At 26.0% G+C, this 14,614-nt stretch carries 9 protein-coding genes; 2 read left to right on the forward strand and 7 right to left on the reverse strand.

All coding sequences use genetic code 11. The annotated features are described in order from the left end of the window. Positions 1-2: 2 nt before the first annotated feature. Both M9396_RS00265 and ribA read right to left on the reverse strand, forming a co-directional pair. On the reverse strand, positions 3-1,565 hold the full coding sequence (locus tag M9396_RS00265; RefSeq protein ID WP_250241217.1) for an anthranilate synthase component 1: 1,563 nt from the start codon (positions 1,563-1,565) through the stop codon (positions 3-5). A 3,098-nt stretch (positions 1,566-4,663) separates the two neighbouring features. Next, positions 4,664-5,263: a GTP cyclohydrolase II gene (gene ribA / locus M9396_RS00270; protein WP_250241214.1), complete on the reverse strand. Its 600-nt coding sequence runs from the start codon at positions 5,261-5,263 to the stop codon at positions 4,664-4,666. Positions 5,264-7,083: 1,820 nt separating this feature from the next. On the opposite strand from ribA, the gene M9396_RS00275 reads away from it, so the two are divergent. Both M9396_RS00275 and M9396_RS00280 read left to right on the forward strand, forming a co-directional pair. Further along, on the forward strand, positions 7,084-7,872 hold the full coding sequence (locus M9396_RS00275) for an enoyl-ACP reductase FabI (protein ID WP_250241211.1): 789 nt from the start codon (positions 7,084-7,086) through the stop codon (positions 7,870-7,872). Between the two features lie 293 nt (positions 7,873-8,165). Beyond that, entirely contained in the window at positions 8,166-8,807 is a 642-nt protein-coding gene (locus M9396_RS00280; protein WP_250256897.1) for an MBL fold metallo-hydrolase, read from the forward strand. Positions 8,808-8,977: 170 nt separating this feature from the next. Here M9396_RS00280 and M9396_RS00285 read toward each other — a convergent pair whose 3' ends face one another. The 5 genes from M9396_RS00285 to M9396_RS00305 form a co-directional block, all read right to left on the reverse strand. Further along, complete coding sequence (locus tag M9396_RS00285) at positions 8,978-10,192, reverse strand: amino acid aminotransferase (protein WP_250256699.1); 1,215 nt, start codon at positions 10,190-10,192, stop codon at positions 8,978-8,980. A gap of 214 nt (positions 10,193-10,406) precedes the next feature. Continuing rightward, entirely contained in the window at positions 10,407-11,816 is a 1,410-nt protein-coding gene (gene asnS / locus M9396_RS00290; RefSeq protein ID WP_250256700.1) for an asparagine--tRNA ligase, read from the reverse strand. A 345-nt stretch (positions 11,817-12,161) separates the two neighbouring features. After that, on the reverse strand, positions 12,162-12,680 hold the full coding sequence (gene fabA, locus M9396_RS00295) for a bifunctional 3-hydroxydecanoyl-ACP dehydratase/trans-2-decenoyl-ACP isomerase (protein ID WP_250241199.1): 519 nt from the start codon (positions 12,678-12,680) through the stop codon (positions 12,162-12,164). Positions 12,681-13,508: 828 nt separating this feature from the next. Beyond that, the gene (gene hspQ / locus M9396_RS00300) at positions 13,509-13,826 is read right to left on the reverse strand and encodes a heat shock protein HspQ (RefSeq protein WP_011282960.1); all 318 of its coding nucleotides are present in this window, start codon (positions 13,824-13,826) and stop codon (positions 13,509-13,511) included. A gap of 208 nt (positions 13,827-14,034) precedes the next feature. Further along, positions 14,035-14,364, reverse strand: coding sequence for a TusE/DsrC/DsvC family sulfur relay protein (locus M9396_RS00305; protein ID WP_250256701.1), 330 nt, complete (start codon positions 14,362-14,364; stop codon positions 14,035-14,037). Positions 14,365-14,614 lie beyond the last annotated feature (250 nt).

Genomic DNA, 14,614 nt, shown 5'->3' on the forward strand with positions numbered 1-14,614 from the left:
TGTTAAAATAACTCCTTAGAACCATGTGCTGCAGAGATGGCATGTAAAACAGCACGTGCTTTGCTACGGCTTTCATCGGCTTCTGATTGAGGTATGGAGTCTATTACTACACCTGCTCCTGCTTGTACTGTAGCTATTTGATTTGTGACGTAGGCTGATCGAATGATGATACATGTGTCTAAATTCCCAGCACCAGTTAAGTATCCGATAGCGCCTCCGTAAGTGTTACGACGTGTACCTTCTACTTCATAAATAAGTTCCATAGCTCTAATTTTTGGAGCTCCAGTTAATGTGCCCATATTCATACATGCACGATAGGCATGTAGTACATCAAGATCATGACGCAATTCTCCTACTACTCTAGACACTAAATGCATAACAAAAGAGTATCTATCTACTTTTAATAAATCAGCGACATAACGGCTACCCGCTTTACAGACACGTGCTAAATCATTTCTTGCTAAATCTACTAACATGAGATGTTCTGATAATTCTTTATGATTTAAGCGCATTTCTAATTCTATACGGTTATCTGAATCTGTATCCAATGATCCGTCAGTATGATAAGTTCTAGTTCGCGTACCAGCGATGGGGTAAATTTCAATTTTTCGATTAGCTGCATTGTATTTTAAAGAACTTTCAGGAGAAGCTCCGAAAAGTGTAAATGCTATGTCTTGCATAAAAAACATGTAGGGACTAGGATTGTTAGTTTTTAATACATGGTATGCCGCTAATGGTGAAGGACATGGAAGGAAAAATCGTCGTGAAGGGACAGCTTGTAATATTTCTCCTTGACGTATAGATCTTTGTATTTTACGTATAACTCGTTTGTATTTTTCGTCATTTGGATCACAGCGTAGTGTCATATTGCGTATTTTTTTATAAGGAATAGATTGTGGTGTTTGATTAATTTGGGTTTTTAATTGATTCATCCTAGTTTGTAGTCGATCTTTTTCTAAGATATTTGGACTAAACAAGGTAATTTGTAACGAAGCAGTATATTTTTGATGATCAAACACTAATAATGTTTCGGCTAAATAGAAACAGTAGTCTGGGCATTTATAAGTATTGATTAATTGAGGAAAATATTCAAAACAAGATATTAAATCGTAAGAAAATAAACCTCCCAAAAATGTAGCTTTGGGGGTATCTTGAAGAGGTTGTATTATTTTTAACAATGAGCGTAGACAGTCAAATATTGAAATCGATCGTAGGCGTGTATCTTCGTCAGTCATTGTCTGTGTTGTAGGAAACATAAATTTGATGCTGTCAGAATTTTTATGAATTTGTACTTTTGTGGGTAATGTTTGCACTAGTAATGGGAGTAAACTCGCGCCATTTTTAGTTAAAGCTTGTACAGTAACGGTTGATCCATAAGCGGTAATACGCAATGCACTATCAATAATCATCATACTTTCTATGTTGTGTTTTTTATTAATTTCTGCTGATTCTAATAATAATGTCGAATTACGTTTATTACATAATTGATTAAAAACGGCTGCTGGATTAGAATGATAGCGCACTTGAATATTTAGACATTTCATCCGATTTTTTTGACATCTCATTATTTTTTAAATTTCCTAGTGATTTATTTATCAAAAACCTCATTTATATTTAAGGATCTAATTACAATATTTTCAAGCATAGTAACATTCTCAATAATTGCTTAATTACTAGAAACGGTTTCAATGAGAGAATACTCATTTTTATTGCGATGTGATTATATTTATTTTATAGATGTACGAATGTTAATGGTATTAGTAATACTATTTTTTTTTTAAAATGTCAAATAGCAGTGATTGAAGGATAGTAAAAAACATTTTTTAATTGAATACACTAATTTATATAATTTTAATAGATAGCGTATTAGTGAATAATCTGTCTATTATTGCTATAAATACTAAATGTATGGTTTTTTTATTTAAAGTATAATTATTGTGATAAATATAGAATTATACTAAATTATAATTAATATATATATATTTTATTAGTTTTTATAGGTCTTGGTGATTTTATTTGGAAAGGTGTTATTGTATAACCAACTATAATAGAATTTAATAAGTGCACTTAAATAATACTATTGAAAATATATGTTTATGCGCACGTGAAATATATTATGAATATATTTTTGTAGATATATGATTTTTTGTATCATGTTGCAACATGAAAACGATTTGGTCGTTACATTTGGTTTGCTTTTTTAATTTAATGGTAATTTTCAGATAACATTAAGATAATATATTTATATAATTTTATGTTATTTAATGGTGTAAAATAATTAATAAAAAATATTTATATAAATGTTTTGATTAATAGCTATGAAGGCTTATTTCATGGAGTGTATATGAATTTTTTATTATTTGAATTACGATGTAAAGATTAATATTGTGTTTAATAACATAAATAGTCATCTATTTATGTTATTAATATATGTACATTAGATATACATATGAAAACAGCTTATTGAGAAACCTTGTTTAGAATAAAGAAGATGAAACAGTTATTTTCATTATGTTTTTATTTATGTTAATGTAATTAATTAATTTAATAATTAGTAAGCTACTTTTTATTAAAAATAAAAATTGTTATAGTAATTGGAAAATGATTATTTTAAATATATCAAGATATATGCAAGATATAGTTTATTTATATTGATGGTATGAATTCATCTTTAATTAAGTTTATAAAACAGTGATTAATGAAACTGACGAGGATTTTTATTTAAATTATTAAAAAATATTCTTATAAAGACTATTATCGTTTTTTGATTACATCTTATTTAATTCATTATAGCTTCTTAAGTATAAGAATGCATGTAAGTATGTTGGTTTAAATATATTTAGTCATGATGGCATGATACATATATTTAATATTGCATAGAAATAAATTATTCTAATTTTTAGTATTTACAGAAATTTTAATTGACAAGATTCTAATGAATTAGAATATCAAATGATGATTTGTGCGCATTAAAATGATATGAATAAAAACTAGATATAACAGTAAAAAATAATTAAGTTTAATGATTTTTATTTATAGATAAAATGTCATTAAAGTAGTATAAATGTTAGTATGTAAATGATAGTATTATTTGTTGATGGTATGATACTTTTATATGAATTTTGTTTGCAATAGGAATTGCAACATTGAATAAGATATGCATATCTTTCTACAGATATATGAATTTATGTGTACTACTACTGTAGTGATTGGATCTATTTTTATTAACTGAATTCAATATGTAATATTCATTACAATAATTATTATTGCATGGTCAATGTGATATATAAAGCTGAATATATTATTTTTATTAGGAGTTTTAAAATAAGTTGGTGATAGATGATACTCAAAATAATATTACATAATACATTTTAAATTAGGTGTAGAATTGTTATGATTATATATTATGAAATATTTTAACTCATATTTTTATGTGTTTTATTATTAATTATGAAATAAAAAATGATAGTAAATATGTTATATTATCAATAATTGTTTGCTAATGAATTTATGTTGATAGAGTTATTTTTTAAATTGTGGTTTTATATATTTTAAAACAGAAAATATTAATAGTAAACAAATTATTTGGAATTTCAGAGTTATATATAGCATCAATTTTATTGTATATATGCTATATACAACGGAGATGTGCAGTGGTTTTAATTGAGGTTAGTTAATAACTAAATATTAGTTGTGTTCTGTAGAGAAAAATTGGAAAAAATTTAAGTAATAGTAATATCATTAAAGATATTTATGTGTGGAGTACACTAGAATTGATTGCTTATTATAATAATAATGTAAAGTTGCTTTTGTTTGTAGATGATCAATTATTTGGATCAAGAATTATTTTTTTGAATATATTTTTGTTGGGTTTTGAAATTAAAATAAATGTTTGAATATGGATGGATATGCGAGTATGTAATTTATTTTAGATAATAGGGGAGTTGTAATTAAAATATATATATAGATTGCGCATATGATACAAATAGGTTCTTAATAAAAAGATGACATGTTTTATATATATAGGAGTATATGATTTTTGAGTTTAGTATAGTTGAATTTGAATGAATTAATATGTTATTTGAGGGGTTGTATTAATATAATAAATAGAATTTTAATTGTGTTGTATGTATTATTTAACGAATTTGAAAGATAATAGTTTTTGTTTGAATAAAAGAAAGATATTACGTTTGTAGATATTTTTCGTACTTTTAAAGTGTGTGTAATTTATGATAAATTAGTGTATATTAAAATTAATTGAATTTAAATATTGTTTACTAATAGATTATTATTTCTTTTAGTTATTTTTATTCAGAATAGACTTATAATTAAAGTCGTTGTTATTTTTCTATAAAAGAATAAATAAAAATGATTTTTTAAAAAATACAATTTATGAAAAAAATTTTTGATAGATTTTATGTAAATTAAATAGATTTGATCTTGTATATATAATTTAAATTAAATACTGATATTTAAAATTATAATTTTCTTGATTGAAGAAAAGAGGATTAATTGTGATTATTATGTATTTTTAAGAAAATAAGATTTACTCAAGTAGATAGAGTGCGCGTATTATTCATTTTTGCATATAGAAGTAACTAATAAATTGTGTTATATAACAAAACATTTTTGATGTTTTCGTTATTATTTTCATAATTTTTATTTATTTATGATAGCTATAAAATAAATGTCCCAATTTAGATGCTTTGGTGTCTAAATATCTAGAGTTTTCTGGGTTTCTTCCTACTATTAACGGAACTCTTTCTGTAATATTAATACATGATTTATTTAAGATTTCTACTTTTTTTGGGTTGTTGGTTAAAATACGTATTTTTTTTACGCGCAGTAATTTTAAAATATCTGCGCAAATAGTAAAGTCTCTTTCGTCGGGAGCAAAACCTAAACATTGGTTTGCCTCTACTGTATCAGCTCCACTATCTTGTAATGCATAAGCACGAATTTTATTCAATAATCCGATATTGCGTCCTTCTTGCCGATGATAAATTAAAATACCGCGTTTTTCTTCTGTAATACAATGTAATGCGGTTTTTAGTTGAAATCCACAATCACAACGTGAACTAAATAAAGCATCGCCTGTTAAACATTCAGAATGTATTCGTGTTAATACTGGATCTGATCCAGTGATATTTCCATATATTAATGCAACGTGATTATGCCCAGTGAAATTTTCTTCAAATCCTACTATTAAAAAATTTCCCCAAAGTGTTGGTAATCTTGCTTCTGTCACCCGCCTAAGTCGCATGTTATCGCCTCTCTAAAGATGTCATCAAGAATATTTATTTTTATTAAAGCATTGATAGTTTCTCAATAATAGTATTGAAGTATAAAAATATGTTATATATACAAATATCTGTATTACGTTTGTTATCGTGTAATAATTTTATTAATTAATAATTTGATATTTAATATCATTGTTATACGTATAATTGTTTAAGTTTTGTTATAATAAATATTATTATGTATTACTATACATTACATATAACATTTATTAATGTTGTTCTTTTTAGTGAGTTTTATTAAAAACTATATGACAAGATGATATTAAATCAGACAATTACAACTTGTATCTACAATTTTAAATATCGATATCTTTTTGAATTTTGCAGTTATAATAGTATAATGTATTTGATAATATTTATGAATATCTATTGCAGATTATTGATTTAAGTAAAATTGTTTATGACATATAGGAATTATACACATAATTGGTATTTATTTTTATATATGTTTATAATTACAGAGAAAAATAAATACTTTAATATTTAATTGTGCTTATTATAAAAAAGAATAAATGATATGTGGACAGAGAAATATCATACATTTGTAATGTTTTCGATATAAAATTAGTATAATAGTTAATGAAATCAGTTAATATCCGTATGCAGATATCTTATTAGATATTTATTGTTAAAAGATGATGGTATTGTAAGTTTGAGCTATATATTGCTATATATAAATAGAATGATTTTAGTAAAATTTTTATTTTGTGTGTTATGAACGTAACAGGCTTAGGGAACTAGTATAATTCTAATTTTATAAGATTTTATTTTCTATTTTTTTATTTTTTTTTACATTAACATTTAAACTATAAAAATATAGAAGTATAAATGAATAGAATAATAAATTCTGTTTTTAGGTAAAAATAGAAAATAATTGATATGTGATATTAACTCATGTTAAATAATAGAAACGAATAATAGCAATATCAAAATATGATTGATTTTTTTTAGATAATTTATTTTAAATTCTATATAAAAATGAAAAAGGATCCGTGCATGATCCATTTGATATATATACAGATTCAAATTGAGTGTTAAGATAACAAGGATTAGAAATATTATTCACAATTAATAAAAATTACATAATTGTAAATGTAACGATTATTTTATAGATATATCTATATTTTATAATTTAGAGTGTGCAAAGGGATTATACAGATCTGGATTTATCTCAAAATTAATATTTTTTGAGATATACCAATAATTAAGTCAAATTTAATTTGAGACTTTACAATAATATAATTAATAAAAATTTTGGTTAAATATGTTGACAGATAAAAACAGAATATTTTAAAAATTTTTAAAATGAATGATAAGTAATAATGATTTGATAAATTGTTTATAAATATAAGTTTTTAATAAACTTGTTGATAATTGTGGTGGTTGAATAGGGGTAATGGAGTATATTTTTAACTAAAATATACTAGAAAATTTTTAATGTTTTAATAATCATTAATTAATTATCGAAAAATAGAGTTGGGTCATGATACGAGAATAGTGTATTATGGTTTAAATTTATATTGATGCTTGCGATATGGCGATCGTAGATTTCAATGGTAATGAAATATATAGTTTGTAGATATGATTATTATGACAGTACTAATATTTTATGAATTTTTTAATAGTAACTTATATAATTAAGATTGAAAATGATGTTGCTATAATAATAGACAAGTGTATAAAAATGCAATAATATTTGTTATAATTAATTTTGAATGATTGATGTATTAATTATATTTTTAAATATTAGTTATAATAAACGTTATATTTTGGAGATACAAACATGGCATTGCTTAGTAATAAGCGAATTTTAGTTACCGGTGTAGCTAACAATAAATCTATAGCTTACGGTATAGCGCAGGCTTTACATAGAGAAGGTGCTGAATTGGCTTTTACTTACCATACCGATAAATTGAAATTGAGAGTACAAAATCTATCTAAAAATTTTGATTCTGATATTGTATTACCGTGTGATGTATCCGAAGATGCTTGTATAGATAAATTATTTGTTGAGTTGAGAAAAAAGTGGTCGACTTTCGATGGTTTTATACATGCAATAGCGTTTGCTCCCACTGATCAATTGACAGGTGATTATGTAGATACTGTTACTCGTGAAGGGTTTACGTTATCTCATGTTATTAGTTCTTATAGTTTTGTAGGAATAGCCAAAGCATGCGAGAACATGCTTAACAATAGTGCATCTTTACTTACATTGACTTATTTAGGTGCTATGCGTGCTACTCCTTATTACAATGTAATGGGATTAGCTAAGGCTTCATTAGAAGCAAATACTCGTTATATGGCCAATTCCATGGGACCAAAAAAAGGTATTCGTGTCAATGCGATTTCTTGTGGGCCTGTTCGCACTTTGGCGTCTTCTGGTATTAAGAATTTTAAAAAGATGTTGTTGTGTTATCAAAGACAATCACCGATTCGTCGTAATATTTCTATTGAAGAAATTGGAAACGTTGCTGTATTTTTATGTTCTGATTTATCATCTGGTATTACTGGTGAAATAATTTATGTTGATGGTGGATTTAATATCGCATCTAATATAGATGACATAGAATGATTAATATAATTAGTAATGTAGGATATAGTTATTATATTTAAATGTTTGAAGTGTTATTAAATAATAATATGCTTATATTTTATGCTTGAGGTCATTCTTTTTTTAAAATTTTTGGGTTATAGTGAATATGTGATTTTTTTATAATTTATTTTTATTGTAGAATTTAATATTTAATTTTTATAATGTGATTGCGTTATGAAATATGATTTGTGATGGTTGGGTTCGTGTTGTAAGAATAATATTAAAATAATTATTAATTTTTAGAACTAGATGTACACGATAATGGAATGGATATGCGATATAATATTATACCAGTTACTCCTTTTCATCAAAATTGTTCAATAATTTGGTGCGAAGTAACAAATGAAGCAGTTTTAGTAGATCCTGGAGGAGAAGGTGATAAATTACGATCAGAAATAGATAAATTAGGAGTAAAAGTAAATAAAATTTTATTAACTCACGGTCACTTTGATCATGTTGGTAGCGCTATGGAGTTACGACAATATTATAAAATACCAATAATAGGTCCAAATAAAGCTGATCAATCGTTGTTAGATGATTTATCTGTTCAGTGCAGAACATTAGATATAGATTTTCCTAACAGTAGTACTACTGCAGTTATTCCAGATGTTTGGTTAGAAGATGGCGATACAGTACAAGTGGGCCGCGAAGTTTTTAACATATTACATTGTCCAGGGCATTCTCCGGGACACATAGTGTATTGGAATAAAATACGAAAATTTATAGTGATGGGAGATGTATTATTTAAAAAAAGTATTGGTCGCACGGATTTGCCTGGAGGGAATACTGCAGTTTTGATTAATTCTATTAAGACTAAATTGTTTCCATTGGGAGATGATATTCTTTTTTTACCGGGACACGGCAGCAGCTCTACTTTGGGTTACGAGCGTTTAAATAATATTTACGTAACATAACATACTATATCATAGTAAAATTTTATGATGCTCTTCTTCAATGAGAGAAAATCTGTAAATTTAAGGGCTGAGGTCTGTGTGTCGCTTTATTGTTTATGTTTTATAAACGTTTAATTGCATTTATTTTAATTAAAATAAATGCAATTAAACGTTCGTCAACCATCTTACCATCAAGATGGTTGCGTTGTTGTTTGTAAAGTTTTAATTATAGAGTTACTGACATAAGTGATGTTGTCATCTGATAACCCAGATAAATTAATTCTACCCGCTCCTACTAGGTAAATGCCAAACTGATTTCTTAATCTCATCACTTGATTTTCATTTAAACCTATAAAAGAAAACATACCACATTGTCGTTCAATAAAACTGAAATCTCTATTTTTGTCATTAGTTTGTAAAGTGTTTGCAAATAATTTTCTCATATGATTGATGCTTTCTCGCATGTTTTTGAGTTCTTTTTCCCATGTAGATCGTAAAGTTTTGTTATTTAAAATCAAAGATACAACAGATGCTCCATGAGCTGGTGGATTGGAATAATTACCGCGAATAATAACACGTAATTGACTTAATGCGTGTTCAGCATCTTCATTATTATTAGTGATTACAGTGCATGCTCCTATTCGTTCATTATATAACCCGAAGTTTTTTGAATAAGAATTACATACTATCAATTCTGAATTTTTTTTACAGAAAATATATAAACCTTCAAGATCTTCTTGTAAACCACGAGAAAATCCTTGATAAGCTAGATCAAACAAAGGTAGCCATTGTTTTTTTGCTGACAATTCCGATAGCATACCCCATTGTTCAGCATTAGGATCAATGCCTGTAGGATTATGGCAGCAACAATGGAATAATACGACATCATTAGGCTTAACGTCTTTCAAACTTGAATATAATTCATTAAAACTTAGTGAACGAGTTACATTATTATAATAAGGATAAGTATACACTTTTAATCCTGCAGCAAGGAAAATATTTCTATGATTGATCCAAGTAGGAGAACTAATCCATATGCGTTTAGAATTAGTATTTTTTACTATAAATTCAGCTGCAATACGTAACGCACCAGTCCCTCCAGGAGTTTGAACAGTTCTCATGCGTTTTTTTGAAATAATAGAATTATCATCTGTTCCAAATAATAAATATTGAGTCGCAGTATTAAAGGAATGTAAACCTTCTATGCTAAGATAATTTTTACTGATTTCGTGTTTTAGTAACCATTCTTCAGCTTTCTTGACGCTAGTTAAAACGGGAGTATTTTTCAGTTTATCGATATATACGCCTATTCCTAGATTAATTTTATTTTTTCGTTCATCAGCATCATAAATTTCTGATAAACCAAGAATTGGATCATCAGGTGCCATTTTAATAGATTTAAACATAACATGCATCCGTATTTATTATAATATGCAGGATATTTTATTTATATCAAAAACTATCATGTTTTTCCAATTATTTATGTTGAAATTTTCAATTTTAATAATATAAGAATATAAATATATAATCATGCATATATATATAATGTATACATATGGATTATTTTTAAGCATTATAATTAGATTTATTTTATTTATGTATTCATGCTTATGGATTTTTTCAAAAATTAATGTTTTTTGAGGTTCTGGGAAACGGAATGACATCTCTAATATTTTTTATTCCTGTTACATATATCATTAATCTTTCAAAACCTAACCCGAACCCTGAATGAGGCACTGTTCCGTAGCGTCGTAGATCACGATACCACCAATAATTTTCTTGTGTTAAACAGTTTTCTTGTAATCTTTGATCTAATTTTGATAATCTTTCTTCTCGCTGTGAACCTCCAATTATTTCACCAATTCCTGGAACTAAAATATCCATAGATGCTACAGTTTTATTATCATCGTTTAAACGCATGTAGAAGGCTTTGATGTTTTTTGGAGAGTTTTTTATTATTACTGGGGATTTAAAATATTCTTCCGACAGATATTTTTCATGTTCAGAGAATAAATCTGTTCCCCAGTGAATCGGATTATTAAATTTTCTGTTGCATATTTCTAATAATTTTATTGCTTCAGTATATTCTATATGATTGAATTTAATATCAGAGAAATTTTCCAGGATAGTAATAATATTTTTGTTTATTTTATCAACTAAGTATTTTATATCGTCAGAACGTTTTTCAAGGAGTATTCTGATGATGTTTTTAAGTAAAGATTCTGCTAAAATAATAATGTCATCTAAGGTCATAAATGCCGCTTCTGGTTCTATCATCCAAAATTCAGCTAAATGTCGATTAGTATTGGAATATTCTGCTCTAAAAGTTGGACCAAAAGTATATACTTTTGATAGCGCACAAGCATAAGCTTCTGCATTTAATTGACCTGATACTGTTAAAAAAGCTTTTTTACTAAAAAAGTCATAGGTGTCGTGAGTATGATGTAATTTTTCGTTTGGATTGCTTAAAATTTGTTGAGTTTCTGAAGTAGATACGCAGAACATTTTACTGCTTCCTTCAGTGTCACATGCGGTAATTATAGGAGTAGGAATCCAGATAAATCCTTGTTTATGCAAAAAGTTATGAATAGCTTGTGATAACGTGTCTCTGATACGAGCAACAGCACCAATTGTATTAGTACGTGGTCTCAGATGAGAAACTTCACGTAAATATTCCATAGTATGTTTTTTAGCAGTTATTGGGTAAGTACTAGGATCTTCTATCCATCCTAATATTTTAATGTTTTTTGCAATTACTTCAACATGTTGTTTTATACCAATAGATTTAACTATTATTCCTACAATTATAACTGAGCAACCGCTAGTTAAACGCAATATCTCATTTTTATAGTTATCTAACTGATCATACGCAATTATTTGCAACGAGTTGATACATGAACCATCATATAAATCTAGGAAGGAAATTTTAGCTTTAGAATCTCGTCGGGTTCGAATCCATCCTTGTATAGTAATTTCAGTATTTTTTGATACATTTCCGCTCAGTATATCTACTACTGATACTATATTCATAGTATAGTCTCCTGATTTTTAGATTAATAATATTTTAATTTTTAGTTATATTATAAATGTTAAACATCATATACTGATAATTGTATTTGAAATAGTATGCAGTATATATAGATCATAATTTTTTATTTCTTTGAGTACATTCTTGATCAGATATAGATAACTGTTATAACTTAATAAATTATTAATCAGAGATATGTTTATTATTATAATAACAATGTATATTGTTAGTTGTTGTACTATATGATAGTTACGTCTTTTATATGAAATAAGTTAAATTTTGATAGAGTTAGTTAATATAGTTACATTAATACTCAAAAATATTTTTATATTCTATATCTAAATGTTTTAGAATACTGTAGAATTTTTAAACAATCCAACTTTTAAATCAGTTGCGGTATAAATAATTTTCCCATCACATAATACTTCACCATCAGCCATGCCCATAATTAGCTTTCTGTTAATGATTCTTCGAAAATGAATAAAATAAGTAACTTTTTTAGATGTAGGTAAAATTTGGCCAGTAAATTTAACCTCTTTTACTCCTAAAGCGCGTCCTTTACCTTCTCCCCCGAGCCAACCGAGGTAAAACCCTACTAATTGCCACATAGCATCCAATCCTAAACATCCCGGCATAACTGGGTCTTTTATAAAATGACAATTAAAAAACCACATATCTGATTGAATATCTAATTCTGCTTCTATAAATCCTTTATTATAATTTCCTCCATTTTTAGTCATTTTTATTACTCGATCCATCATCAGCATGTTAGGAGCGGGCAGTGTCGGTCCGTTTTTTCCAAATAATTCACCCCTACTGGAAGCTAATAGATCTTCTTTTGTATAGTATTCACGTTTATTAAGCATAGCACATCTCATCTTATGAATATATTTGCTCATTTCGTACAATATAAAATATTAAATTATTAAATGTGATTATATTCCGTATGTGTATACGTATATGATAAAAATATTTATTACATTATATATTTAGTGATTTTATCAAATAATTAAATTTTTTTGATAAAAAGTTTAAGTTATTGTGTTTTAATGAGATTTGAAATTATATGTTCATTTTATAAATTATTCCATTATATTTGTTTTATTCTGAAAACATTATTGTTTATTAAATATATATGAATTTATTTAAGTGTGTGTAATTATATTTAATATGTATTACTTTAATATAATAAATGATTATTTTTGGTATTAAACATAATTTAATGGTGTGTGATTTTATAAAATACATATTTTTTGAAAAATATATTTTTTATTAAAGATAAATAATATAGAATATTATGCTCTATTAAAAAATAGTTTTATATTAGATAAATGTGAATCTAAATTATGACAAAATATATCAATTAGTATTTATTGTAATTAATATGTGGTAATTAAATACTTGCAGCATCAATTGATATGTTCGAGTATGTGTTTCCTTATGGGTTCTGGAGATAAAAGTTATGTTGTATATAGGTATGATTGGAAATTAATTACTACGATTAAATTATTATTTGAATTTGATATTAAATAATAGATATATTTAAAATTTAAGATATTATTGCATTCGAAATGGTTATATTTATAAATATAACCATTTGAAAAAGTGTTTAATATAATCTTATTTTGTATAGGAAATATAATATTTTTGATAATTTTTTTGTATATACATAAAAAGTTTCTTGGATATGAAGATTAATTTCTTAATCTTGGTGTTTGCAGTTGTAAACGAATAGATTCAGAAAGCTCATCTAAAGTTGTTTGTTCTGGATGTGTTAGTATGTTCTCATACCCGAGTTGTACTTCTGCTAAGTAAGTATGCATGGGTTTTCCTTCTTCATCTTCCATAACAACATGATACCAGGGAGATTTTCGTAGGGTGTCATTTTTTGTAATTTCATCTAATGTAGGTTTTTCAAGAGAATACTCTGGATCTATATCTATTATTACTCCTAAATATCCTAATAACTTATGTCGTACTTGTTGTCCTATTCCAAATTTGCTAGCGATCATAATCCCCCCCTATTAAATATTATCTACTGGAAATAATAGAATAGATATGGGATAAGATAATAAAATCAAGGGTAAATTATTATTAAGTAGATTTAATATAAATAAATAATCTATTTTTAATGTTAAATAAATTTAATAGCCTTCTATTTTAATGTTAAAAATATTTAATAAAACAATTTATTTAAAATTTAAAATTGCGCTTATTGCATTATAAACATTTAATGGGTTTAGGAAGGCCAGAAATTTTTGCAATTTTTTGAGCTGCAGATCCTTTTGGAAATAAACGAGCAAGGTATTGACTATTTCCTTTTTCTTTACCATGTTTAAGCGCTATAGCGTTGATTAATATTCTAATTTTTGGTAGCGCATTAAATTCCATATAAAATTTTCGTACAAAATATATAATTTCCCAATGTATTGTATCCAATGTAATGCCCTCTAATTTAGCAATATTAATTGCAATTTCTTCATTCCAATCTTCAAGGTGAATTAAATATCCTTGTGTGTCAACATTAGCATTAATTTGATTATACTTCATAGGGTTATTCCTTAATTACTTAATAAATTTATTATTATTTAATAATAATATGTGGAGACTAAAATAGTGTTTAAAGTTAGATATAATCAAAATTGTATTAATTATGAGTATGTATATTCATAATAGTATAATATCTACTTGATATAGAATTAATAATAATGTCGTTAAATATGGTCTTTTTTGTTTATAGGAATTATTTTTTATGATTTAGTATTGATTTCAGTATTAAATTAATAATTTAAACCATTTA

The sequence above is a fragment of the Blochmannia endosymbiont of Camponotus modoc genome, assembly GCF_023585785.1.
GTDB lineage: Bacteria > Pseudomonadota > Gammaproteobacteria > Enterobacterales > Enterobacteriaceae > Blochmanniella.

What these genes read in the sequence shown, in the direction of transcription:
- M9396_RS00265 (WP_250241217.1), bottom strand. Translation starts at nt 1,565, where the DNA reads ATGAGATGTCAAAAAAATCGGATGAAATGTCTAAATATTCAAGTGCGC.
- ribA (WP_250241214.1), bottom strand. Translation starts at nt 5,263, where the DNA reads ATGCGACTTAGGCGGGTGACAGAAGCAAGATTACCAACACTTTGGGGA.
- M9396_RS00275 (WP_250241211.1), top strand. Translation starts at nt 7,084, where the DNA reads ATGGCATTGCTTAGTAATAAGCGAATTTTAGTTACCGGTGTAGCTAAC.
- M9396_RS00280 (WP_250256897.1), top strand. Translation starts at nt 8,166, where the DNA reads ATGCGATATAATATTATACCAGTTACTCCTTTTCATCAAAATTGTTCA.
- M9396_RS00285 (WP_250256699.1), bottom strand. Translation starts at nt 10,192, where the DNA reads ATGTTTAAATCTATTAAAATGGCACCTGATGATCCAATTCTTGGTTTA.
- asnS (WP_250256700.1), bottom strand. Translation starts at nt 11,816, where the DNA reads ATGAATATAGTATCAGTAGTAGATATACTGAGCGGAAATGTATCAAAA.
- fabA (WP_250241199.1), bottom strand. Translation starts at nt 12,680, where the DNA reads ATGCTTAATAAACGTGAATACTATACAAAAGAAGATCTATTAGCTTCC.
- hspQ (WP_011282960.1), bottom strand. Translation starts at nt 13,826, where the DNA reads ATGATCGCTAGCAAATTTGGAATAGGACAACAAGTACGACATAAGTTA.
- M9396_RS00305 (WP_250256701.1), bottom strand. Translation starts at nt 14,364, where the DNA reads ATGAAGTATAATCAAATTAATGCTAATGTTGACACACAAGGATATTTA.